Origin of the sequence: Undibacterium sp. Xuan67W, from assembly GCF_049340165.1 — a bacterium.
Lineage (GTDB): Bacteria > Pseudomonadota > Gammaproteobacteria > Burkholderiales > Burkholderiaceae_D > Undibacterium.
On the sequence record NZ_JBMPPN010000036.1, the window covers coordinates 1 to 23,788 of the forward strand.

Genomic DNA, 23,788 nt, shown 5'->3' on the forward strand with positions numbered 1-23,788 from the left:
TAATTTTATCGAGATGTTTTACAATCCAATCAAACGTCATTCACACAACGGCGGACTATCGCCCGTCAAATATGAAGACGCTTATTTCCAGAGGCTTCAAAGTGTCTAGTAAAGTCTGGGAAGTTCAGATATCGATCCGAGAATTAGCATAGGCTTGCTCTCAACGGCAAGATAAAAGCAAGTGCTATGTCGGTAAAATTGAATGCCAAGCAATGGGTGCCTAATCACCAACCAAAAGACGGCATCTCAATCAATTGATGCCGCCCCGTTAATGCTGATGTCCATGATCACCATGCACGTGACCGTGTGAAATTTCTTCCATTGTCGCTGGACGTGCGCCTAAGACCTGCAAGCCGACGCGTAGGGATTTGCCTGCAAGCGGGTGATTGCCGTCTAGCATGACTTGATCGCCTTTGATTTTGAGTACGGTGTAAATCTGTTCTTGTCCTGCATCGTTCACGCCTTGCAACGAGGCACCTACTTTGACGCCGGGAGGGAAGTCTGCCTTTGAAATTGTGCGTAGCAGGCTTTCGTCACGCAGGCCAAATGCATCTTCTGGTGGCAGGTCGAGTGTGGCTTTAAAACCTATCTCTTGGCCTTGCAGCGTCTCTTCTATTTTGGGGAGCAGGTTGTCATAGCCACCGTGTAAATAGGCGATGGGAGTTTTGCCGTTTTCAATGACTTTACCGGTGCTTTCGGCGACGGTAAAACGCAGGGTGACGGCAGTATCTTTATCAATTTTCATTTGCATCTTTCAGATTTGGAATAAAAGTGCAAGCATCTTAACCGAAGTGCTGCTAGTGATGTTTGAGTGCGATAGCGGAATTAGTCATTCTGCGTACCGATAAGAGGAGCACTTACCGCAGCTTGCTTCATCGGCGCGTCTGCTGCGCCCGTTAAATATGTAGCACATCAATAGCGGATTATTCAGAGTAGGGTGCATGCACCAGGCGTTGTGATATCCACCAGATATTGCCATGCGTATCCCTGACGCCGCCTTGTCGGTCGCCATAGGGCATGTCCTGTACCTCCATCTCTATGGTCGCGCCATGGGCGAGTGCTTTTTGCATGCTTAGGTCCGCATCGGCGACGTAGAGATAAAACGAGCCGGGCATGGGCGGATACTTGGCCGAGGATTCGCTCACCATGACGGTGGAGGTGCCGAGGCGTATTTGGGCATTCGCGATCTTGCCATCGGGACGCAGGGATCGGAGGGTTTCAGTACCACCCAATCCCTGTGTTAAAAAATGGACGAATGCATCTGCATCAGCGACAAAAAAATACGGTGTAACGGTCCCGAAATCAGGCGGGATGTACATAGCATTCTCCTCGTTGGCGATTGGCTTTCGTTGATTCCAAATTGTATTTTACTGATGTTGTTGATGCCTGAATATGAGTGCTTATTCCTGTCGAAGAAAAAAATGAAAAGCCCAGGTTACCTTTAAAGGCGACCAAGGCTTTTGATATAAAGCTGCTACTGCGTGAATCGATGCGGGCTGCAGGTGTTGACGTGAGGATTGTTTATTTGATTGCGTCAGCGGTAAATTGCCGTTCAAAAAAGGCCCAGATCATTGCCGGTCCATCCGGTGCCATGGGGGATGGTCCCAGTAATCGCGGGCGACGGAAATAGGGTTGTGGAAGGCCATGTCCACCACCTTGAATAGCAACCAGTTCGACTTCCACTTTGGTGTTGTTGCGCCAGAAGAATTGCTCGACGTTCACACCATCGGCGACTGTGCTGAGCTTTGTTGCAGGCTTGCCAGAGAGATGGTTGAGATCGGCAAAATATTGACCTGAGTCTTGCGAAGAGCGGACATTGCCGCCTTTGTAAAACAAGCCAAAGAGACTCGATTCTCCACCATTAAACGGGACCAGCGGATCCTTGGTGCCATTCATGATCATGACCGAGGTGCCTGGAATGTCCTTAGTCGATTGCTCGGCGGGCTTGCATTTAAAATTCTCCGGTGATGGTACGTTTGCCGATACCGCAGCAATCGCACGAAACCGGGAAGACGCTTCTAGTGCAAGCCGAATTGACATAAAACCGCCAGACGACACACCAGTTGCAAATACGCGGTTTCTGTCACTTCCGATGTCAGTGATGAGTTTGTCGGCGAGCGCACTAAGGAAGCCGGTATCGTCTACCTCACGTCCGTTGGCACTGAAGTCGCCGACTTTGCTGCAATCGTTCCAGTCGAAACTATAAGAATTCGGGTAGACGACTGCGAAACCATGCTGGTCGGCGAGGCGCTCATATCCATATCCGGTGTCGATCCTTATCTGCGCGCCGTTTTCGCCCGATCCGTGCATGACCAGCGGCGCTCCTTTTGCCAATCCTTGCGGTAAGTAGGTCAGGTAAGTGCGCATGAATCCATTGACTTCGATGGACTCCTTCGTCAGCGTTCCAGATAGCTTTGGAAGTTCTGGTTCAGGAGAGTAAATGAAGTAGCCAAATAGCAGCCCAGCCACCGCAATGAGGGCGATCAAACCCAGAAGACTGATGCGAAGAAAACGTAAAACACTTTTCATTAAAAGACCTCGTAGTGAGAACGATTGCTGGATGTGCCGGTGCAGATGTGAGCACGAACACTAACACGAGCAACCGGGCTTGGATGCTTTCTACTACACCGATTGAAAGCTTTGATTATCTTGTGTTGTTATTAATTCCTGCGTTCAGAAATTTTTGTCCAAGATCTAGCCATTTCAACCATTGCAGCGGGAAATTGGCGTCGGAAAAAGCGATTGACATAACATCCAATAAATTGGAAAATAAATCCATTATGAAAGAAGTTGATTGAGCTAATCAAACTAAGCAATCTATACACACCATGCAAGCCAAAAAAGTTACTCAACAGTCTAACCATCAGTCGGGTCATCAGTCTGAACAGCAGCCTGACACATCGCCTGATATTAACCAGCGCATAGCAAACCGCCTGAGTAGCCTGCGTGCAGAGCGCTCTATGTCCCTCGATGCGCTGGCGACCAAGTCGGGTGTGAGCCGTTCGATGATCTCTTTGATTGAGCGCGGGGAGAGCAGCCCGACCGCGGTTGTGCTAGATAAATTGTCGTTTGGTCTGGGCGTGACGCTGGCATCTTTTTTTGAAGAGCCACAGCCCGATGCGAATCCTCTGGTTCGGCGTGAGGCGCAATTGCAATGGACCGATCCGCAGTCTGGTTATCGTCGCCGAAATATTTCGCCGCCGCATTTTCGTTCGTCTATCCAACTGGTCGAGGTGGAGTTCCGTGCCGGTGCGAGGGTGTCCTATGCCGCAGGTTTACGTGAGGTAGGGATACATCAGCAGGTCTGGATCCTGGATGGTTCTCTGGAAATTATATTGGGTGATGTACATCATCATCTGGAGAGCGGCGATTGTCTGGCGATGGATGAGAATAATGCGATTGTGTATCAAAACACTAGCAAGCGTCCGGTCCGTTATGTCGTTGCGATTAATACGTCATCGCTTTAAGAAAACGCAGATGGTGAACTTAGATTGCTTGGTGATGAGTTGGAATTGATCTGCTACTTTCAACAAGTTTATCAACCGATCTCTTCATTTATATAATTACTTTGGGAGTTTCTGATGCCCTCTGATCATGTGATCCAGTTGTTGCAGGCGCTCGACGATGATACTGATATCGCAGCGCTGTGTGATGTGTTGATCGATTGCGTTGACGGTGGAGCATCGGTCAGTTTTATGCAGCCGTTGTCGCATGCGAATGCAGAGGCGTTCTGGCAGGGTGTCGCGGCCAGCGTAGTGCGCCAGGAGCGACTCTTGCTGGTTGCCAGAGATACTTCGGGCATGATCGTCGGTACGGTGCAGGCAGTATTGAGCCAGCCAGAGAATCAGCCACATCGCGGCGATATTTCCAAGCTGCTAGTACATCGCCGTGTGCGTGCACATGGACTCGGTGCGGCGCTAATGCAGGCGGCAGAACAAGCGGCACGTGCAGCGGGAAAAACGCTGCTGATGCTAGATACCGCGACCGGCGGTGGCGCCGAAGCTTTATATGAGCGGCTTGGCTGGCAGCGATGCGGACGTATTCCAGACTACGCCCTGTGGCCGCAAGGTGGTTTGTGCTCGACCACGATTTATTTCAAATCCATTTAACAGGTAAGTAAATAATAGGTGCCAAATTATTAGGTAAGTTAAATTCATATGGTCACCATCAATGTGGGATCGCCAGATCAAGCAGATGTACTGGCGTTGATTGCCGAGCTGGATGCGTATCAACATAGTTTGTACCCGGCAGAAAGTGTGTATGCACTTGACCTGACCGCAGTCTCTGCACAGCAACTGATTTGTGCCGTTGCCCGTGATGCAGCGCAACGTGCAGTCGCTTGCGCTGCGCTTGTTCTGGCGTCAGAGTACGGTGAGATCAAGCGCATGTATGTACGTCCTGATCAGCGCGGACAGGGGCTGGCGAAACAGATATTGAGTCTGCTTGAAGCGGCAGCCCGTCAAGCTGGCCGCCGGGAAATAAAGTTGGAAACCGGACCGCGTCAGACCGAGGCAATACGTCTTTATGAACACGTTGGCTACCGTGTATGCGGTCGGTTCGGCGATTATCCTGACGATCCTTTAAGCGTGTTTATGTGTAAGGGTCTTGTTGTTTGATTTAGAAAAAATCCTAAAAAAGTTGGCATCGAAATTATAAAAAAATGTTTTTATTGCTATTTGTGCTTCTCTTTTTGGGTTGCCACCTTTGACGGCATGAAAAAGCATTGCAGTACATTTTTAGGTTGCAAATTGAATTAATAAAATGCAATATGCCGCTTCCCATCAAACGAGCTATCTAAATTTTAAAAAAAGGAAGTAAATTGATTCAAATTAAGTTTTTAGTTTTCGCAACCTTGGCGTTGATACTTACTGGCTGCCAGAGCACAGGCGTTATATCGATGGGACAAGATACTTACTTGATAGGTAAAAAAGATGGCTCACCTGGTGTAGGCGTGTCGCTAAGTAATAAAGCTGAAGTCTATCAAGAGGCAAATGCTTTTTGCAGAGAGAAAAAACTTGAAGTCAAAACAGTAGAAGTAACGACCATACCTGCCGGTATAGGGCGACTTGGTTCCACAGAGCTACAATTCAAATGTGTGCTACCGATTAGCGCCATACAGCCGAATTCTCAGAATTGATTATCGACTAAAATATTTCAATTTAGCCAGTGAGGTGCGCCATGCGCACCTTTTTGCCTAGACTCTTCTTAAGTATTCGCGTTTCGACCACCGTTGTACGTGCCGCGTCCTTTCAGTTTTATGGCGAAAGTCGGTGGATGAAAACTCCTTCTGAGTCAAAGTAGGAGTTGACATCATTCCTGTGCCAGCTCATGGATCACCAGACCCGCATGGGCAGGTAATGGCTCTAACCATGCCTTGTGTTTCAGCGCGCGTTTCGCATCATGCAGGCCAGCTTGCCAGCGTCGACGTACCGTCTCACTACTGAAGTCGATATCCTTAAAATACTGATCATCGGGCAGGGCTTTCATGATCAGGTGGACGACATTAATGGTGTGTTCGCAACCCATTTTAATCAGGTTTTGTACTTCGGGTTTTTTACGTTCGGCGGCGGAGAGATGTTCGGTTAAATTGCGTATAGCCTTTTGCAGATTCTGGATGCGTTGACGGGTTTCTAGCTGCTCTTTTGATCTGCTGGCGTATTGAATACTTTTATAACGGGCGAGAGCTTCTGCCATGGTTTCCGGTGCTGCTTCGGTCGGATCCCATAGGTCAACCATAAAACACAAGGCATCACGTTCTACGGTATCTTCCAAAAAAACTTCCAGCGGTGTGTTCGAATAGATGCCGCCATCCCAGTACATCCGTCCTTCAATCGCTACAGGTGGAAAGCCTGGTGGCAAAGCACCGCTGGCCATGATGTGTTCCGGGCCTATGTGTTGTTTGCTACTGTCAAAGGTCTTGATTTGACCGCTGTTGATATCGACGGCGCAGACGCTGAGTCGCATCCGTCCTTCATTCAGATAGTCGAAGTTGATGTATTTTTCCAGCGTGTCTTTGAGCGGACCGGTATCGTAAAAACTATTCTGACTTAACGGTACTTTGGCATTCATATCCCAACCGGCACCGACACGGGGTTTAAAGAAACCTGGGACACCATTGGTCAGTGTGCCGATTGTTTCGGAAGAATTTTTCCAGCTATTCCACGCATCATTGACACTGCCCCATTGCTGCAACCACGGCGAAAAAATCGACCAAGGCTGATCGGGGCGGGTCGGTGGTGACAGGCTTTGCCAGAACGCCTGCAATTGCTGCACCCGCGTTTCTGGCGGGTTGCCAGCAATGAGTGCACAATTAATTGCACCAATCGAGGTGCCGATGAGCCAGTCGAGTTGAACATCGTGTTCGTGTAATTGCTCGAACACACCTGCTTGATAGGCACCCAAGGCACCACCACCTTGGAGGATGAGAACGGTTTCTTGTGTTGTCATGGCGCTAGGAGAATTGTTGCGATGCGGTGATATTACCGTTGTTGCCGATTTTGTGCCGATGAAAATGTATCTTGACTATCAGTCGGCAGCTTTGGCAGTGTTATTTCAAGTAATTAAGAATGGGGCGGAAAAAATAAACCCACCGGAGTGGTGGGTTTATTTTTTAATCGCTTATTGCTGCGACCAGCGCGCGAGAAGAGTTGCAGTTATCAGGAAGGTTCACTACCTTACGCTGCGACGTTTAGCAACATTTCGTTGAGGCGTTTTACAAAACTACTCGGGTCCGCCAGCGATCCACCTTCGGCCAGCATTGCCTGATCAAACAGAATATTGGCCCAGTCGTCGAACTTCTTCTCTTCGTACTTCAGACGTTGTACTAATGGGTGGTCTGGATTGACTTCAAGAATTGGTTTTGATTCTGGCGCTGTCTGGCCTGCCGCTTTCAGCATGCGCATCAGGTTGCCTGATAATTCGTTGTCGTCCGCAACCAAGCAAGCAGGTGAGTCGGTCAGACGGAAAGTCACGCGTACATCTTTGGCCTTATCCACCAACGCAGTTTTCATCTTCTCGACCAGATCCTTGAATTGCGTTTCGGTTTCTTCATGCTGCTTTTTCTCGGCTTCATCTTCGAGCGTGCCGAGGTTCAGATCACCTTTGGCAACTGAGACCAGTTCTTTGCCGTCGAAGTCGTTCAGGAAAGACAGCATCCATTCGTCCACACGATCGGTCAGCAGCAAAACTTCCACGCCTTTTTTGCGGAAAATTTCGAGGTGCGGACTATTTTTTGCTGCGACATAGCTTTCGGCTGTGACATAGTAAATTTTGTCCTGACCTTCTTTAGCGCGGCTCAGATAGTCGGCGAAAGAGACGGTCTGTGCATCGCTATCGTTGTGTGTGGAGGCAAAGCGCAACAGTTTAGCAATGCGCTCTTTGTTCGGGGCATCTTCGCCTATGCCTTCTTTCAATACCTGACCAAACTCGGTCCAGAAGCTGGCGTATTTATCTTTCTTGGCTTGAGAATCATCGTCACCTTCGGCATTTGCCAATTCTTCCAGCATGCCGAGAACACGTTTCGTCGAGCCTTCACGGATCGCCTTGATATCGCGGCTTTCCTGCAAAATTTCACGCGAGACATTCAGGGGCAGATCATTGGAGTCGATGACACCTTTCACAAAGCGCAGATACACCGGCATTAATTGCTCGGCATCATCCATAATGAAGACGCGTTTGACATACAGCTTGATACCACCGCGTTTGTTGCGGTCCCACATATCGAACGGTGCGCGAGCAGGAATGTACAGTAATTGCGTATATTCGCTGCGACCCTCAACGCGGTTATGCGTATGTGTCAGCGGCGCGCTGTAATCGTGTGAAATATGTTTGTAGAATTCTTCGTATTGCTCAGGCGTGATCTCACTCTTGCTGCGTGCCCACAAGGCGCTGGCTTGATTAACCGTTTCCAGTTCATCTTTCAGCACCTGTTCTTTTTTCTCTTCGTCCCACTCTTCTTTTTGCATCAGAATCGGTAGAGAGATGTGGTCGGAGTAGGTGCGGATCACGGACTTCAATTTCCATGAAGAGAGGAAGTCATCTTCACCCTCGCGCAGGTGCAGCGTGATGGATGTACCGCGATCGGCTTTAGTAATATCTTCTACGCTGAAGTCGCCTGCGCCTTCGGATTCCCAGCGCACGCCTGCGTCGGCGGCGGTGCCGGCACGACGTGATTCAACCGTGATTTTGTCCGCGACGATAAAGCCGGAATAGAACCCTACGCCGAACTGACCGATCATGGCAGCGTCTTTTTGCTGGTCGCCAGATAGTTTTCCGAAAAATTCTTTCGTACCCGACTTGGCAATCGTACCCAGATGCGCAATGGCGTCGTCGCGCGTCATACCGATGCCGTTGTCAGCGATGGTGATGGTGCGTGCAGTTTTATCGAAACTGACTTTGATCTTGAGTTCAGGATCGTTTTCAAACAAGGCGGCGTTATTGATCGCCTCAAAACGCAGCTTGTCGGCAGCGTCGGAAGCGTTTGAAATCAATTCGCGCAAGAAAATTTCCTTGTTGGAATACAGTGAATGAATCATCAACTGCAACAGTTGTTTGACTTCGGCTTGAAAGCCCATGGTTTGTTTTTGGTCGGACATGTTTCCCTCAAACTATTTTTATGGATGGTGAAAAGCAGAAAGATTTTGCTTGCCTGTTATGTGGCTGAGTTGAGTTTTTTCAAGATCCGGTCAGTGGTAAATAATGATACTGGGGGTAAGTATAAGAAAAAAATAGGATTAATCCGCTTTATTTACATAGGGATTCAAAAATACTCCCCATAAACTGATTATTGATAAAGATGGGATATGAGCAATAAGGTTCATGGGACACGACGCATTTCAAAATTAGTGTTCGTGGTGCAACTTGCAAAATTCGTCTTAGAAATAGCGAAGTTCTATTGTTAATTTTTTATAAACAAAAATTCAACTACAATCCTATTGCATGGTCAAAACGTCGTTAACGCGTAATTTCTGATACGCGCAGCGCAGGTCAGTGCAAATGACAACACCGTTATCAGCAATATTCAACAAAGACTGAACATGATGCGTCGAATGATTGCAGCCTTGAGCTTATTCTGATTCTTATGGTTTGGCTGCTTGCTGTCTACATGACGGCGAGGGCTTGCTCGTTAGTTGATCTGTGTCTCAGTAACTTATTTACCCAGAAACCGGCACAGGCGCGGTCCCCCCCCCATCAAAAATTGTCATGACGGTTCGGTTACGCGACATGATGGTGGCAATGAAAAAAGTGGACTGGCTTGATCGTATTTGTCGGAATTTCAGACGCAATTACGGCCATCACTTTGAGCGCATTTTGCTCTGCGTTTGTATTTGAGAATTGATCAGATATAGTGAAGACGTTGTGCATTTTTTATTTACAGTCATATGAAACAATTCATCCGACTCGTTGCGATTTTTTTTACCGCGCTGCTTTGGACTCCTGCATCTGATGCAGTGAACATCTATTTGACCGAAGTGACACCCTACGCATTTGCGACTGAGCGTATGGATAAATTTGATGGTATCAATGTGCGCATCGTCAAAGAATTGAGTAAACGCTCTGGCATTCCTCTCGACATGATTGTTGTTCCTAGCTCAAGGCATGTCACACAATTTCCCTTGGAAAAAGATGCCTATAGTATTTCTCAAGTCAATAATTTTTCCGAAGAAGAGGGTACACAGCTTGCCGATGTCACCACTTATCCAATCGTCGTCGTCATTGCGCTGGGTTCAGTCGCAAAGACCTATGAAGATCTGATCGGGCTTTCTGCCGAAAAGGGGATAGGTACCATGCGGCGTTTGAGTTACGGGCCTTTCGGGCAGGATGGTCGCATCAAAAAGGTCGAAGTCAATACGCTCGAAAACGGTTTTCGTATGCTGGAGTCAGGACGACTCGCCGGCCTGATCGGTAGTCAACCCGCCATCCTTGCCGCAGCAGAAAAAACAGGCTCTGAAGCAATGCTGATAAACGTATTGCAGATCGGCTACGGTGCTCACGTATTACGTAGTCGTCCGGAATTCGCAAAAAGCGCAAACTCGAAAGCACTTGTGCAGGTGCTACAAGAAATGAAAAAAGACGGGACGATTGCACGGATTTTGGGAGAGTTTCAAAAGCGGTAGGTGACTAAGAATAGCATCGCTAAACAGTGATAATAAATATCCCCACTCTTTTGCAAGAGTGGGGATTGATTGACGGCAGTGTCGTAGGGTTACGGCTCCTGTGTTTCTAAATATTTATTTGCTACAAAATTATTAGGCCTTCCGGATATGCATCCCTCCCGCAGTATCCTCAACCTCGTATCCCAAGCCTTGAATCTCGGTACGCAGTGCATCTGATTCTGCCCAGTTTTTATTCAGACGACTCAGGCGGCGGCGTTCTGCCAGTGCTTGCACCTCGTCAGGTATCGTGAGTACGGCTGGCTGCCAGTTCGCCAGATCTAGGCCTAGGACGCGATCAAACTGATTGAGGGTTGCCTTCTTATCGGCATCATTCAGCGTCGATTTTAAAACTTCCCACATGACGACCAGTGCTTTTGGCACATTCAGGTCCTGATTGATTTCGGTATGGAAGCGAGTCACGTAGCTGCTGTCGGCCTTGCCGCCTTCTGGCAGGGCGAAGTACGTATCACGCAATCTGCCTAGTGCAGTTTGCGCGGCCTCCAGCGCGTCCCAGCTAAAATTCATCTGACTGCGGTAGTGCGCTGACAGGCACAAAAATCGATACGCAAGCGGATCGACCTGCTGGTCGATCAATGTTTGCAGGCGTAGAAAATCGCCACTGGATTTAGACATTTTTCCTGCATCGATTTGTAGGAAGTAGCCATGCATCCAGTAGTTGGCGAGGCGTGTGCCGTGGCAGGCCTGATTCTGCGCAATCTCGTTGCTGTGATGGATGGCGATATGATCTTCGCCGCCGCAATGGATATCGAACCACGGTTCGAGATATTTGCTTGCCATTGCCGAGCACTCGATATGCCAACCCGGAAAGCCGCGTCCCCATGGGCTGTCCCATTCCATCTGGCGCTGTTCATCCGCAGGACTGAATTTCCAAAGGGCGAAGTCTGTCGCATGTTTTTTTTCGCCAAGTTCGACGCGTTTGCCACCCTCAATGCCATCGCGGTTGAGGCGTGCCAGATAGCCGTAATCCTCTTGTTGCGACGTGTCGAAATATACGCCGTCGCTGGTAATGTAGGTAAATCCCTTTTGTTCGATCGCGGCGATAAAATCGATTTGCTCTGCGATGTGATCGGTCGCTTTGCACCAGATAGTGGGTGGCAGCATGTTCAGGCTGTTTAGGTCGGATGTAAAGGCGACGGTAAATCTCTCGGCGATATCCCATGCAGACTCACCAGCTTTGCGGCTGCCTTTTTCCATTTTGTCTTCACCCTCGTCGGCGTCCGAGACCAGATGGCCGACGTCGGTGATATTGATGACGTGGCGCACCACGTGACCATTAAATTCTAGTGTGCGTCGCAAGAGATCTTCAAACAGGTAGGTGCGCAGGTTACCGATATGTGCGTAGTCATACACTGTCGGGCCGCAGCAATACAGGCCGATCCAATCGTGGCGTAATGGTGTGAACAAACGGAGCTGGCGTTCCCAATTGTCGTAGAGGTAGAGTTGCATAGCGAATGAGAAATCAAATTAAAGGGAAGAGTGAAGCGGTCACTCGCGCACGTTATTGCTTATTAGCGAATGATAAGCTTTAGTACATGCCGTCCATGACGGTGGCTGTTACAGTTAAGCGTATGTGAGAACGAGGTCAGCAGAGGATCAACAGCGACAACAGGGTAGCAGTACTAGCGCAGACGTCAGACTGCCTGCGAGTACAGGCGTGCTGTCATCGAATGCAATATTGGTCTGGTGGTTGTATGTTGTCACAGTGTGGTGAGTGTGAATTCGGGGGAATATAGGTAAATAAGGACAAGCGAATAAGATAAGAATTTATCACAGAAATTGTCTATCTAGTCGAATTGTTTGCCCGGAGAAATGTTTGAACAGATTGTCTTGCAGTTCAGTTTGCACTCTGCGTTCGGCACCATATAATCAGATTGCAGGATCGTAATTCGATTGATTCGAATAGTTGATTCGTCAGCTTTATTAAACGTTGAAAACAAGAAGAGCAGGGAGAGCAAGATGCAAGTACGTTATCCCGATGTCAGCGACGAGGCCTATCGCAGTTATTATCTGAAGCAAGACAGAGGGCAGTGCCGTAAGGTTGTCAGGATTGTGCTTTGGACGAGTCTGCCGTTGTTATATGTCGACTATTTATTTCATGGCCTGACGATGAGCTTGCTGGCGTTGCTGGTCTTGCGTACGGTGGTCGTGATTGGGTCAGCTGTGTTGTTGAGGCGCCTTGCTACGACTCCCAGCGCAGACACTCTGCAGCGAGATATGTTGCTGTGGATCGTGCCTGTGTTGTTCACCCAGTTTGCCAGTAATGCGAGTTTACCGCGGGAGTATTTTGGGCATTATCTGATTGATGCCTGGCTGGCGATGATTTATTTTATTGCGATTCCCTTGCCTTTGCGGGCATTGCGTGCACCGATGATTGTGTTTGTGACGGCGTCTTTGTGTTTGCTGGCATATCAGCAGGTAGCATTGTCCGCTTACACGATCAGCGTCACGTCGATGCTGTTGGCGGGCGCATATTCAGGCCATGCTATCTCGGCGTATCTGCATCGCTATCGTCGTAAAATTCTCAGTGCCGAGCAAGAGATAGAGCGTCAATCGACGATCGATCCGGTGACCGGCGTTGTCAATCGCCGCGAATTTATGCGCATCTCGGATTCTGAATTGCAGCGTCATGTGCGTCTGGGTAAATCCTTATCGATCTTGGTGCTTGATCTGGATCAGCTCAAGCAGATCAGTGATCTGCACGGACATCATGCTGGCGATATTGTGTTGGTTGAGGTCACGCGCAGGATGAAGCGGGCGACCCGCAGTTATGATTGTCTGGCGCGATATGGCAATGAAGAATTTTGTATTCTTTTGCCAGAGGCCAGCGCCGAAGACGCGGACCGGATTGCGGCTCGTACCCGGGCGACTGTACTGGCAATGCCGGTAGCATATTCTGGTAAAGAGTTGCGTGTCACGGTCAGCATGGGCGTTGCGACGATGCAGGAGGGCGATACCGCATCGAGCATGTTGCAGCGTGCTGATGCCTCGCTAGCCAAGGCCCGAGTGGCGAATGATCACGCGTATGACAGCGTGATCGGTGGCGAGGCCTGAGCTAGCAGACCTTACAGACCTGCATAATTTCTATGACACTTCTTTTTGCAAAAACTCCCAGACGCCGGGATCTGACATCGCTGCAATATTGATGCGCATTCTGGTGGAGGGGAGTTGGTTCGGCGAGAATAAACTGCCCGGCGCCAACAGAAAACCTTGTTCCATCGCTTTCTCGGTCAGTGCATTCGTGTCACAGCCAGTATCGGTCCACAAGAACATGCCGGCAGGTGTGCGGTAATCGACCTTCATACCGAGATGCTCGATACGCTTAGTCACATCATCCCGTACAGAGTCCAGTTTGACGCGAATGCGATCGACGTGTTTGCGGTAATGGCCTTCGGACAAAATTTTATACACCACGCGTTCACCGATTTCGGTCGTCGTGAGAGTGGACAGCATCTTGCGGTCTGACAGGCGCACGGCTAATTCATGCGAGGTCGCGATAAAGCCCACGCGCAAATTGGCTGCCAGTGTTTTAGAAAAACCACCTAAATAAATTACGCGGTTCAATTGATCCAGTGCAGCGATGCGCGTCGCTGCCTGTACCGCTGTGCCCGGATGCATGTCGCAATAAATATCATCTTCGACCACCATGAAATTATGTTCTTCGGCGGTCTTTAATACCTGAAAGGCTTTAGCGGCGGATAAGGATGTGGAGGTCGGATTGTGCATGACCGAATTGATGATATAGAGCTTGGGCTTATGCAGAGCGGCGAGTTCGGCGAGCTTGACCACATCCGGGCCGTCATGCAAACGCGGAATGCCGATGACTTTAGCACCGAGAATCGCGAAGGAGGCAAACATCAAAAACCAGGCGGGATCATCAACGAAGATGGTGTCACCCGGTCGTGTAAATTCGCGTGCGACCAGATCCAGCGCCTGGGTGACGCCAGTCGTCATGACGATCTGCTCGGGTGCGGCGGCGATTTCCAGTTCGGCAAGCTTTAATTGCAATTGCTGACGCAGAGGCAGAAATCCTTGTGGTGTACCATAGTGCAGTAACAGATTCTGATTCAGGCGGCTGATAGAACGCAGGCCGTTGGCGACCAGTTCACCATCCAGCCAGTCATGTGGCAGGACGCCGGAGCCAGGCATTTTTTGTGGCGGCAATTGGCGGAACATATTCCTTACCAGCCAGACCACATCAAGCTGCTGTGATCCCGCGATGGTTTGCGGGGTATTGTCATGCTGTGTCATCATCGAGGCACGTTCGCGCACAAAAAATCCCGAGCCGCGACGTGATTCCAGATAGCCTTTTGCCACCAGCCTGTCATAGGCTTCGACCACGGTGAAGCGCGAGACGCCTTGCTCATCTGCGAATTGGCGTATCGACGGCATACGTGCCCCATTGCGCAACAGCTTGTCGTCAATGCGGGTTGCGATATTGCGGACAATCTGCTCCACCAGTGAGCCGCCAGAGTCGCGCGAAATCATGCTGCTACCATTCATAGCTCGTCCTCAAAGAAACTGTATCAAAGAAATTGTATTGGGAAATTTGCCGTAACAGTGTGGAAATTATCTTTTTTATTGTACTGGTACTGTATTGGTTTTTGCGCTTAGGATAGCACAAACAGATAGGTGCGCAATCTGCTGTGAAAGAATTCATGATGCAAAAGCATCAGCTTGCTTTACGGCGTAAATGAGCTTGCAAACAAGGTAGCAGGTGATGTCGTAAATGACATGGCAAGCGACATAGCAGGCTACATTACGGGTGACCCAGCAAACGTTACAACAAACGACTCAACAACTAAGCCGGTCAATTGATACCGCAGGAGATACGATGAATTTTAGTTTGCCCAGCTTATCCGAGATAACGACCGCCGCTGACATCGTTTATGCGGCATTGCCGCCGACACCGCAATACGTCTGGCCTTTGCTGTGCGAGGCGATTGGTACGGAGGTCTGGCTTAAGCACGAAAACCATACGCCGACCGGCGCTTTTAAAGTCCGTGGCGGGCTGGTGTATATGCAGGAGTTGTTGCAGCGTACACCCGATGTCCGGGGCGTGATTGCGGCGACGCGGGGTAATCACGGGCAGTCGATTGCGTATGCGGCGCGGCGGGTCGGGCTGGCGGCAACCATTGTAGTACCGCGGGGAAATAGCAAAGAGAAAAACGCTGCCATGCGTGCGCTCGGTGCCCAGCTGATTGAGTACGGCGATGAATTTCAGGAGAGCCGTGAATACGCCTTGGTATTAGCCGAGGAGCGCGGCTTGCATATGGTGCCATCGCTGCATCGCGATCTGGTCCGCGGTGTAGCGACGTCATGGCTGGAATTGCTCAAGGCGCAGCCTGCGCTGGATGTGGTGTATGTGCCGGTGGGGCAGGGCTCTGGTATCTGTGCGGCGATTGCAGCGCGTAATGCGCTGGGTTTGGCGACGCGAATTGTCGGTGTGGTGTCTAGTCATGCGCTGGCATACCAGCTCTCATTTGAGCAAAGGCGCTTAGTCACCTCGCCAGTGACAACCGTACTTGCGGATGGCTTAGCGTGCCGTGTGCCGGATCAGGCTTCGCTGGCGGTTATTTTTGATTATGTCGATACGATTGTGGCGGTGTCCGACGCGGAAGTTGCGGAGGCGATGAAGTTATTGTTCGTCACCACGCACAATGTCGCCGAGGGCGCGGGTGCTGCGGCGCTGGCTGCTGTGATGCGGGATAAACACAGTTTGCGTGGCTTAAAAGTCGGTGTGCCGCTATGCGGCGGCAATGTGGATCATGAGGTATTCGCTGAAGTATTAAGCGACGCTATTTAGATAATAAGGGGAGTATGTGGGTAAATAGTCCTTATTCCGCTTATTTTTATTAGTGGTTGAAAAAATACACCTACCTAGTATATTTTTTCTTGGTCAGTTTGACCGGCGGATATGACGAATCGGTCCATTCCTTTTTCATTTGTTCGTTGTTCATTAATTTATTAGTTCGCTGGTTCATTCGCAGGCCCGCTATATCAATCTGAAGAAAGCTATTATGCAGTTCGCCGAAATTCTCGCCTTTACGACCTTTGCCTGGATCGCTTCTTTTACGCCGGGACCGAATGTGGCGATTGCGGCTACAACGGGGGTGAATCATGGTCTGCGGGCAGCATTGCCGCAGGTTGCCGGTGTGCCGATTGGTTTTGTGGCGCTGATGTGGGTTGTGGGTTTGGGTGGCATGGCGATTTTGCAGGCGAGTCCGTTGCTGGTCTGGGGAATGAAGCTGGCGGGCAATGCGTATCTGTTGTATCTCGCTTGGAAGCTCTGTTTCTCACGCCAGCTATCATCCTCGGAGGCGATCAAGCCGCTGAGCCTGATGCAGGCCGCCCTATTCCAGATCGTGAATCCTAAAGCCTGGATGATGCTGGTTGCCGCAACCTCGACCTACGCGATTGGTCATGCCGATTTTGTGGCGCGGATGTCGTGGATGAGTCTGGGGTTTGTTGTCCCCAGCGCATTGAGCATCATGGCGTGGGCGTGGATGGGACAGAGTTTGCGTAGCTGGCTGTTAGTCGGCAATCGCTTACGGAATTTCAATCTGTGCATGGGGCTGGCGTTAGCGCTGACGGCTGTATGGATGCTCACTCTCTAACTATTTCCTAAAAATAGTAGAAAAAATAGTCAAAAAATAATCAAAAACAGAACAAAAGCTCATGACAACACAAAAAATAGCAGAGACGCGCGGCATGTGGCTGGGGGCGATTGGTGTCGCCATTTTTAGCCTGACTTTGCCATTCACGCGGATGGCGGTAGCAGAGCTCAATCCGGTATTTGTAGCGTTGGGACGTGCGGTGGTGGCGGCGACCTTGTCCGCAGTCTTGCTATGGCAGATGCGGGCGCAATGGCCGGATCGTCAGCAGTTACGTGGATTACTGATTACGGCGTTGGGCGTTGTAGTCGGCTTTCCGGTGTTCTCGTCGATTGCAATGCATTATGTACCGGCTTCACACGGAGCGGTCGTGCTGGGTATTTTGCCTCTGGCAACTGCTTTATTTGCGGCGATTCGTTTTCATGAGCGTCCGTCGTTAGGGTTCTGGATCATGGCACTGATTGGCAGTGGCTTGGTCGTCGCGTTTGCGTTGCAACAAGGTGGCGGAAGTTTTCATCTGGCAGATTTCGCTTTGTTTGCCGCCGTGATTGCGGCTGCCATGGGATATGCCGAGGGTGGACGTTTGTCGCAGACAATGGGTGGTCAGCAGGTGATTTGCTGGGCACTGGTCTTGTCGATGCCGGTCTTGCTGCCGGTAACAGTCTGGCTGGGCTGGCGCTATGGCTTGCAGGCGTCGGCGCACGCCTGGCTTGGTTTTGCGTATGTCTCGTTATTTTCAATGTTCATCGGGTTCTTCTTTTGGTACAAGGGGCTGGCAATCGGTGGTATCGCCCGGGTCGGGCAGGTGCAATTAATTCAGCCATTTCTGACGCTGCTCGGCGCTGCCTTGCTGGTAGGTGAAAATTTAACCCTGAGCAACGTCGCATTTGCCCTGGCCGTGATCCTTGTGGTGGGGATAGGCCGCCGTATGAAGATTCAACGGTGAACTTGTTTAAAACCCCTCACTCTCCAAATTAAATCAAGCGGTTTCGTGCTTATTGGGGGTGTTAATCGGGTGGTGAGGAGCTTACAATATGAGACTGACCTTAGTTTATCTTTGCTATTCACGTAGCTTTACATAGCATTACTCAGTCGCCTGTGTTTGCCGGGTGCACCACCTTACTTTTTTGGAATAAACCATGTCTTTTTACGAAAAACTTCAAGCCTTGAATATTGAGTTGCCAACCGTTGCTGTGCCCGCTGCTGCGTATGTGATGTACGCTCAAACTGGCAATACCGTGTTTTTGTCCGGTCATATCGCCAAAAAAGACGGCAAGGTGTGGGTAGGTCAATTAGGTAAAAATATCAGTACCGAAGAAGGCAAAGCTGCGGCCCGTGCGGTTGCGATTGACCTCATCGCCACGCTCCAGGCGGCTTGCGGCGGCGATCTGAATCGCGTTAAACGTATCGTCAAAGTCATGAGTCTGGTGAACTCCACTGGTGATTTTACCGAGCAACATCTGGTCACGAATGGCGCATCCGAGTTGTTCGGTGAGATTTTTGGTGAGCAAGGCAAGCATGCGCGCTCCGCTTTTGGCGTGGCACAAATCCCTATGGGTGCTTGTGTTGAGATTGAATTGATTGCTGAAATTGCTTAAGTCAACTGAGTCTGCCGATTCAGCTAAGCCAGCCAGTTATTCCATCATAAAATTATAAAATTGTTTGAAAAACTTCAGTGAGACCAGCATGAAACTTGAAAACCCGACCCCGATAGAGTGGAAATTTTCTGAACGCGCAGAGCAGTTACAAAGCTCCGTGATCAGGGAAATTCTAAAAGTAACCATGCGTCCTGAAGTGATTTCATTTGCCGGTGGCTTGCCGTCGCCAGAGACTTTTCCGGTAGATCGTATGCGTGCGGCGTTCGATAAGGTATTGTCGCAACAAGGCAAGTCGGCATTGCAGTATGGCCCGACTGACGGTTATGCTCCTTTGCGTGAATTTATTGCAGACTCCTTGTCGACAGCAGATTCCAAGATTTTGCCTGAGCAGATTCTAATGGTGTCTGGCTCGCAGCAAGGTCTGGATCTTCTGGGTAAAGTACTGATTGACGAAGGTAGCAAGATTCTGGTTGAGACACCAAGCTATCTTGGCGCCTTGCAGGCGTTCTCGGTGTATCAGCCGCATTTTGAATCAGTTGATACCGATGATCATGGCCTGATCCCGGCCTCGGTCGCGACAAAAGGTCATGGCGCACGATTGATGTATGCACTGCCGAATTTCCAAAACCCGACTGGCCGTACTTTATCGCTCGATCGTCGGATGGAATTGGTTGAGACCTGTGCCCGCATGGGAATCCCATTGATTGAGGATAATCCTTACGGCGATTTGTGTTACAGCGGTGAACCATTGCCAAAGATGCTGAACATGAATCCGAATGGCGTGATCTACATGGGCTCATTCTCGAAGGTATTGACGCCGGGCATTCGCCTTGGTTATGTCGTTGGACCAGTACCACTGATCCGTAAATTAGAGCAAGCCAAACAGGCTGCTGATCTGCATACCGCAACGCTGACGCAGATGGTCGTGTACGAAGTTATTAAGGACGGCTTCCTCGGTGAGCATATTCCGACTATACGCAGTTTTTACTCGGGTCAGTGCGATGTCATGCTCAATGCGATGACGAAGTATTTCCCTGAAGGCGTTACATGGACGCGGCCTGAAGGTGGCATGTTTATCTGGGTGACTTTGCCTAAGCATATCGACAGCAAACAATTACTCGATGAGGTGATCGCGCAAAATGTTGCCTTCGTACCGGGTGGTCCTTTCTATGCGAATAATCCGGCGACCAATACCTTGCGCCTGAGCTTCGTCACCGTGTCTCCAGAGCGTATCAACGAAGGGATTGAAAAACTGGGTAAGCTCATTAAGGCTAAGGTATAAATCCATAAGATCTGTTAAATCAATAGGGTCGGCAACAACATCAAATCAAGGATGGCGTGTAAAAGGGCCGTAATGGTTTGATGCCGCTGATAAATAAAAAACGAATGTGCTTAGTGGCCATTCGTTTTTTTTCGTCTGGCAATTCGTTGTCGATAGACTAAACTGTTAACTATTGTCATATAGGTAATCCATTTTGTATGGTAGCCGTTATAGAGGAAGCAATAGCTTTTTAATTTTTACATATGGAGTGAACTGATGAAACGATCAATCTTATTTTTGGCGATAACACTGACAATCGCCGGTGGCGCGCAGGCTCAAACGCTGAGTGCTAAACAGCTGTACACAGCGGATACAAAAAATGCCGCAAATCGCTATGCAGAAGATAAAAAATTATGCTCTGAAGAAGCAAGTTCTGCCGCCAGAATGCAGTGCCTGCGGGATGCTAAGTCCGAATACAACAGCGCTCTTGCCGCTGCCAAAGTTAATTCAAACTCCAATGTAAATTCAAACAAGGCTGTAACCGTTTCGACCAAACAACTTGACTCCTGCGTTGGCTGCGGCAAAGTTGTTGCCGTTAACGTGAACGATAAGGATGGTGAGGGCAGCGCACTAGGCGTCATCGCTGGTGGCGTCGCAGGAGCGATTCTTGGAAACCAGGTCGGTAATGGCACTGGGCGCGATCTGGCGACTATTGCTGGTGCAGCTGGCGGGGCGTATGCGGGTCGTAAAATTGAACAAAAAGCGAAATCGAGTAAGACTTGGGATGTGACAGTTCAATACGATAACGGCGAAAGAAATACATTTAACTTCGATCACGACCCAGGTTTGAATCAAGGCGATTTAGTGCGGAATTCTGGCAATAGTGTCGTAAAGAGGTAATTTAAAGTGGAGGATAGAGCGAGTTAGTAAAAGCACGATCGCTCTTTTAAAGCATGGTTGATCTCTCTAAATAGGTATGCTCAGACTAAGTTAGTGGTTATCTCGAGCTACGTACTTTTGCGCATGTCTTATCCTGTCGCAATTTTGTAACATTGCAACTATTGTTGCTCCTCGTTCATATCTTTGTTGCTAAGATCATGCGTGCTGGTTCCGCACCTTGAGAGCAGGGTATTTCTCCAATTTGTGAGGTATTGCGTCATGCAGCTTGATAGTCGAAATGTAAGTGTCATCGTGAAGCCGGTATGTAGTGCAGTTTTGCTCATGGTCTGCACGATGCTTACATCGACTGTCAGTGCGCAATCTTGCAAAGCCCTGGTGGCAACGGGTAATCCTGAATATCCTCCTTATCTCTGGCGAGATCCCGATGACGACAATAAACTAATTGGTGCAAATGCTGATTTGATGCAAATGCTGGCAAAAGAAATCGGTGTCAGTATTGAGTTGAAATACTCCGGTCCTTGGGGGCGAGTGCAGGAGGAGGCTAAGTTAGGCAGAGTTGACCTGATCGCGGGGGCTTTTTTTACTCAACCTCGGCTTGATTATATGGATTATTTCTATCCCGCTTTCAGAGAGACGCGATCGGTAATCTGGACCAAAGATAACGCAGTGTTCCAATACAAAAAATGGAGTGACCTGAAGAGTCGACTGGGCGTAACGGTGATAAACAATAGCTTTGGCGACGAATTTGACCGTTATGCAAAAGAATCCTTAAAAATCAATACCGTCCCCAGCTTAGAACAGGCACTGAAAATGTTGGCGCTTTCTCGTGCTGACTATCTAATATATGAAGAAGATCCCGGATTGGCCTATGTTGCGAAACTCAATATTTTGGGACTAAAAACAGTTAATCCGCCCGTCAGCAACGAAAGTCTCTACCTTACTTTTTCTCATAAATCAGTCTGTAACACCGGAGAAATGCGAGGACGTATTTCTAAAGCAATGCTCAAACTGAACAAACTAAATGTGATGAATAAACTCATCGAAAATAATATTCAGGTTTGGCGTAAGCAAACCAAATAGCGATAAGAATATATTGGGAAAACTTACACTCCGACAAATACTTATTCTTGGTGTTGCGCTAGGGATTTTGCTACCGGCTTTGGTGCTTGGTAGATTTCTGGTGCAGGATAGGTACGAGCGCGAGTTGAATTTGCGCGTATTAACTCCAATGTCGCAGTATGCCGATATGTTAGCGCGCGCGATGGAAGTTCCCGTCTGGAATGTTGATAAAGAAATCGCAAATGAATTCATCCAAGCAGTTATGCGCAATCCTGAAGTGGTTAGCGTAACAGTCGAGGATGAGTCACAGAATCAATTTGTTCATGCCAATATACCTGCGCGTCGATCAGGAGATACCTACCGAGAAGAGCGGAGCATTTACCTTGGTAGTCTAGAAAACAAACGGATTGGTAAGGTGATTGTTGAACTTAGTTCCGGAAGATTAAAGAAAGAATTAATTACTGATCTTTTAAAAATGGGCGGTGCACTCCTTGCTCAGGTCTTGATTTCGTTCGCTTTCATTCTGTTTCTATTTGAACGCCGTATTGTTAGACCCATTAAAGATTTGCAGCAAGCGACTGCAAGTCTCGCAAAAGGAAATTTAGACCAGCCTCTGCCTGTTCGTCGGGTTGATGAGATTGGTAATCTCTCACAAAGTCTGGATAAGATGCGCCTTGACTTGGGGGCGTTGATCGCAGACCGTGATCAAAAAAATAAAATCTTGCAAATTGAATTGAATGAGCGTTTGAGAGCCGAACAGGCATTGCGGTTTACCGAGGATAAATTTACCGCTATTTTCCATGCTTCTCCAGCAGCGATGACGGTATTTCGCAAAACGAATGTATTTGTCATGGTCGATGTAAATGATGCTTGGGTTCGCCAGTTTGGCTGGACCCACGATGAAATTTTACATAATAGAGAAAAGCAAATATCCCTTTGGCGTAATCCTGACGATTTAGACTACGTCATGCAAAATATTGAGCGTCATCAAGAAGTGCATGACTACGAAGCGTGGCTGCATTGCGGTCATAAGGAAAAAATCTTGCTCTGTAATATCTCTGGTCGCTTGATACGTCTGGGAGATGAAACTTTGTTGGTACTTGTGCAGGAAGATATTACGGAAAAAAGACATAACGAATCTGAAATTCTTAGTTTGAACACAAGCTTGGAGCGACGAGTATCTGAGCGTACAAAGGAGCTTGAAGCGGCAAACACGGAGCTGACTATTGTTCTTGAAAATCTGCAACGAGCTCAGCATGAGTTGCTGCGTACAGAGAAAATGGCTGCGCTTGGATCGCTTGTCGCTGGTGTTGCACACGAGTTAAATACGCCAATTGGCATAAGCGTGACAGTAGCCAGTACGATGCAACAGCATACCGAGGAAATTATTCAAGGATTACAGAAAGGAATGCGCCGTTCAACTTTGGATGAATTTCTTGGAAATTCGCGAGCTGGTGCAGATATTTTGGTGCGTAATTTGAGTAAGGCGTCAGAGCTGATCGTTAGCTTTAAACAGGTGGCAGTAGATCAGACCAGTGCAAATCGTCGCTTGTTTGCGTTAGACGAGACTATCGCAGAAAACGTTTTGACACTTGGTCCTGTTATCCGAAAGACCAGACATGAAGTTGTCTGTCATATTCCGCCTAAAATTATTATGGATAGTTATCCTGGACCATTAGGGCAGGTCATGACGAATTTAATCAATAATGCGTTTATTCACGCTTTCGACAGTGATATACGCGGAGCAGTGATTATTTCCGCAGCACAGCGTGATTCGGACGTCGTCGAGATTGTATTGTCAGATAATGGTAAAGGTATCCCCGAGGCTAATCTGAGTAGGGTTTTTGATCCATTTTTTACGACAAAACTTGGACAGGGGGGGAGTGGATTGGGATTGAATATTGTCTACAATCTTGTTACTGGTGTGCTCGGAGGTAAAATTACTGTTGAGAGCGCCGCCCATAAGGGGACTCGCTTCATCATCACATTGCCACGGGTAGTAAGCTAGGCTTTTATCAAATTGAAATAATAGTATCTGAACCTTTTTCAGTACTTAATGGACTTCCCCTAATTTCGTAGACAACTCTTAACTTCCAAATTGTTGTTGCTCGAAAGCTAGGGGACTCATCTGATTCAAATGACTATGTCGCCGTTTGCGATTGTAGAACACTTCGATGTAATCAA

Annotated in this window: 22 protein-coding genes; 14 read left to right on the forward strand and 8 right to left on the reverse strand. The window is 48.8% G+C overall.

Translation table 11 applies throughout. The features are described 5' to 3' along the window. Positions 1–268 precede the first annotated feature (268 nt). The 3 genes from ACO0LE_RS19495 to ACO0LE_RS19505 form a co-directional block, all read right to left on the reverse strand. Entirely contained in the window at positions 269–745 is a 477-nt protein-coding gene (locus tag ACO0LE_RS19495; RefSeq protein WP_422961990.1) for an FKBP-type peptidyl-prolyl cis-trans isomerase, read from the reverse strand. A gap of 178 nt (positions 746–923) precedes the next feature. Next, on the reverse strand, positions 924–1,319 hold the full coding sequence (locus ACO0LE_RS19500) for a VOC family protein (RefSeq protein WP_422961991.1): 396 nt from the start codon (positions 1,317–1,319) through the stop codon (positions 924–926). Positions 1,320–1,521: 202 nt separating this feature from the next. Then, the gene (locus ACO0LE_RS19505) at positions 1,522–2,529 is read right to left on the reverse strand and encodes an alpha/beta hydrolase family esterase (RefSeq protein WP_422961992.1); all 1,008 of its coding nucleotides are present in this window, start codon (positions 2,527–2,529) and stop codon (positions 1,522–1,524) included. A gap of 299 nt (positions 2,530–2,828) precedes the next feature. Here ACO0LE_RS19505 and ACO0LE_RS19510 point away from each other — a divergent pair, with 299 nt between their 5' ends. The 4 genes from ACO0LE_RS19510 to ACO0LE_RS19525 all read left to right on the forward strand — a co-directional run bounded on the left by ACO0LE_RS19510 (position 2,829) and on the right by ACO0LE_RS19525 (position 5,137). Next, on the forward strand, positions 2,829–3,467 hold the full coding sequence (locus tag ACO0LE_RS19510; protein ID WP_422961993.1) for a helix-turn-helix domain-containing protein: 639 nt from the start codon (positions 2,829–2,831) through the stop codon (positions 3,465–3,467). 114 nt (positions 3,468–3,581) lie between these two features. After that, a complete protein-coding gene (locus ACO0LE_RS19515; protein WP_422961994.1) occupies positions 3,582–4,109 on the forward strand; it encodes a GNAT family N-acetyltransferase in 528 nt (175 codons plus the stop codon). A gap of 48 nt (positions 4,110–4,157) precedes the next feature. Beyond that, on the forward strand, positions 4,158–4,616 hold the full coding sequence (locus tag ACO0LE_RS19520; RefSeq protein WP_422961995.1) for a GNAT family N-acetyltransferase: 459 nt from the start codon (positions 4,158–4,160) through the stop codon (positions 4,614–4,616). Positions 4,617–4,819: 203 nt separating this feature from the next. Then, complete coding sequence (locus tag ACO0LE_RS19525; RefSeq protein WP_422961996.1) at positions 4,820–5,137, forward strand: hypothetical protein; 318 nt, start codon at positions 4,820–4,822, stop codon at positions 5,135–5,137. Between the two features lie 173 nt (positions 5,138–5,310). Here the strand turns inward: ACO0LE_RS19525 and ACO0LE_RS19530 are convergent, their stop codons facing one another. Together ACO0LE_RS19530 and htpG are read right to left on the reverse strand one after the other, a co-directional pair. After that, entirely contained in the window at positions 5,311–6,447 is a 1,137-nt protein-coding gene (locus tag ACO0LE_RS19530; protein WP_422961997.1) for a patatin-like phospholipase family protein, read from the reverse strand. A gap of 227 nt (positions 6,448–6,674) precedes the next feature. Continuing rightward, positions 6,675–8,594 carry a molecular chaperone HtpG gene (gene htpG, locus ACO0LE_RS19535; RefSeq protein WP_422961998.1) on the reverse strand — a complete coding sequence of 640 codons (1,920 nt, stop codon included), beginning with the start codon at positions 8,592–8,594 and terminating at the stop codon, positions 6,675–6,677. A gap of 786 nt (positions 8,595–9,380) precedes the next feature. On the opposite strand from htpG, the gene ACO0LE_RS19540 reads away from it, so the two are divergent. After that, a complete protein-coding gene (locus tag ACO0LE_RS19540) occupies positions 9,381–10,115 on the forward strand; it encodes a substrate-binding periplasmic protein (RefSeq protein ID WP_422961999.1) in 735 nt (244 codons plus the stop codon). Positions 10,116–10,247: 132 nt separating this feature from the next. Here the strand turns inward: ACO0LE_RS19540 and cysS are convergent, their stop codons facing one another. Then, positions 10,248–11,621: a cysteine--tRNA ligase gene (gene cysS, locus ACO0LE_RS19545; protein WP_422962000.1), complete on the reverse strand. Its 1,374-nt coding sequence runs from the start codon at positions 11,619–11,621 to the stop codon at positions 10,248–10,250. A gap of 510 nt (positions 11,622–12,131) precedes the next feature. On the opposite strand from cysS, the gene ACO0LE_RS19550 reads away from it, so the two are divergent. Further along, positions 12,132–13,226: a GGDEF domain-containing protein gene (locus ACO0LE_RS19550; RefSeq protein WP_422962001.1), complete on the forward strand. Its 1,095-nt coding sequence runs from the start codon at positions 12,132–12,134 to the stop codon at positions 13,224–13,226. A gap of 30 nt (positions 13,227–13,256) precedes the next feature. On the opposite strand, the gene ACO0LE_RS19555 is transcribed toward ACO0LE_RS19550, so the two are convergent. Further along, positions 13,257–14,675 carry a PLP-dependent aminotransferase family protein gene (locus tag ACO0LE_RS19555; protein ID WP_422962002.1) on the reverse strand — a complete coding sequence of 473 codons (1,419 nt, stop codon included), beginning with the start codon at positions 14,673–14,675 and terminating at the stop codon, positions 13,257–13,259. Positions 14,676–15,006: 331 nt separating this feature from the next. Between ACO0LE_RS19555 and ACO0LE_RS19560 the strand changes: the two genes are divergently transcribed. The 8 genes from ACO0LE_RS19560 (at position 15,007) to ACO0LE_RS19595 (ending at position 23,612) form a co-directional block, all read left to right on the forward strand. Further along, entirely contained in the window at positions 15,007–15,978 is a 972-nt protein-coding gene (locus ACO0LE_RS19560; RefSeq protein WP_422962003.1) for a threonine dehydratase, read from the forward strand. Between the two features lie 214 nt (positions 15,979–16,192). Beyond that, a complete protein-coding gene (locus ACO0LE_RS19565) occupies positions 16,193–16,789 on the forward strand; it encodes a LysE family translocator (RefSeq protein WP_422962004.1) in 597 nt (198 codons plus the stop codon). Positions 16,790–16,850: 61 nt separating this feature from the next. Then, entirely contained in the window at positions 16,851–17,732 is an 882-nt protein-coding gene (locus ACO0LE_RS19570) for a DMT family transporter (RefSeq protein WP_422962005.1), read from the forward strand. A 193-nt stretch (positions 17,733–17,925) separates the two neighbouring features. Next, positions 17,926–18,384: a RidA family protein gene (locus ACO0LE_RS19575; protein WP_422962006.1), complete on the forward strand. Its 459-nt coding sequence runs from the start codon at positions 17,926–17,928 to the stop codon at positions 18,382–18,384. Positions 18,385–18,472: 88 nt separating this feature from the next. Continuing rightward, positions 18,473–19,666 carry a PLP-dependent aminotransferase family protein gene (locus tag ACO0LE_RS19580; RefSeq protein ID WP_422962007.1) on the forward strand — a complete coding sequence of 398 codons (1,194 nt, stop codon included), beginning with the start codon at positions 18,473–18,475 and terminating at the stop codon, positions 19,664–19,666. 255 nt (positions 19,667–19,921) lie between these two features. Further along, complete coding sequence (locus ACO0LE_RS19585; protein ID WP_422962008.1) at positions 19,922–20,545, forward strand: glycine zipper 2TM domain-containing protein; 624 nt, start codon at positions 19,922–19,924, stop codon at positions 20,543–20,545. 258 nt (positions 20,546–20,803) lie between these two features. Then, on the forward strand, positions 20,804–21,625 hold the full coding sequence (locus ACO0LE_RS19590) for a substrate-binding periplasmic protein (protein ID WP_422962009.1): 822 nt from the start codon (positions 20,804–20,806) through the stop codon (positions 21,623–21,625). Between the two features lie 13 nt (positions 21,626–21,638). Further along, positions 21,639–23,612 carry an ATP-binding protein gene (locus ACO0LE_RS19595; protein WP_422962010.1) on the forward strand — a complete coding sequence of 658 codons (1,974 nt, stop codon included), beginning with the start codon at positions 21,639–21,641 and terminating at the stop codon, positions 23,610–23,612. A gap of 78 nt (positions 23,613–23,690) precedes the next feature. Here ACO0LE_RS19595 and ACO0LE_RS19600 read toward each other — a convergent pair. Continuing rightward, positions 23,691–23,788, reverse strand: a 98-nt coding sequence (locus ACO0LE_RS19600; protein ID WP_422958693.1) for an IS3 family transposase, incomplete at its 5' end; no start/stop codon positions are given.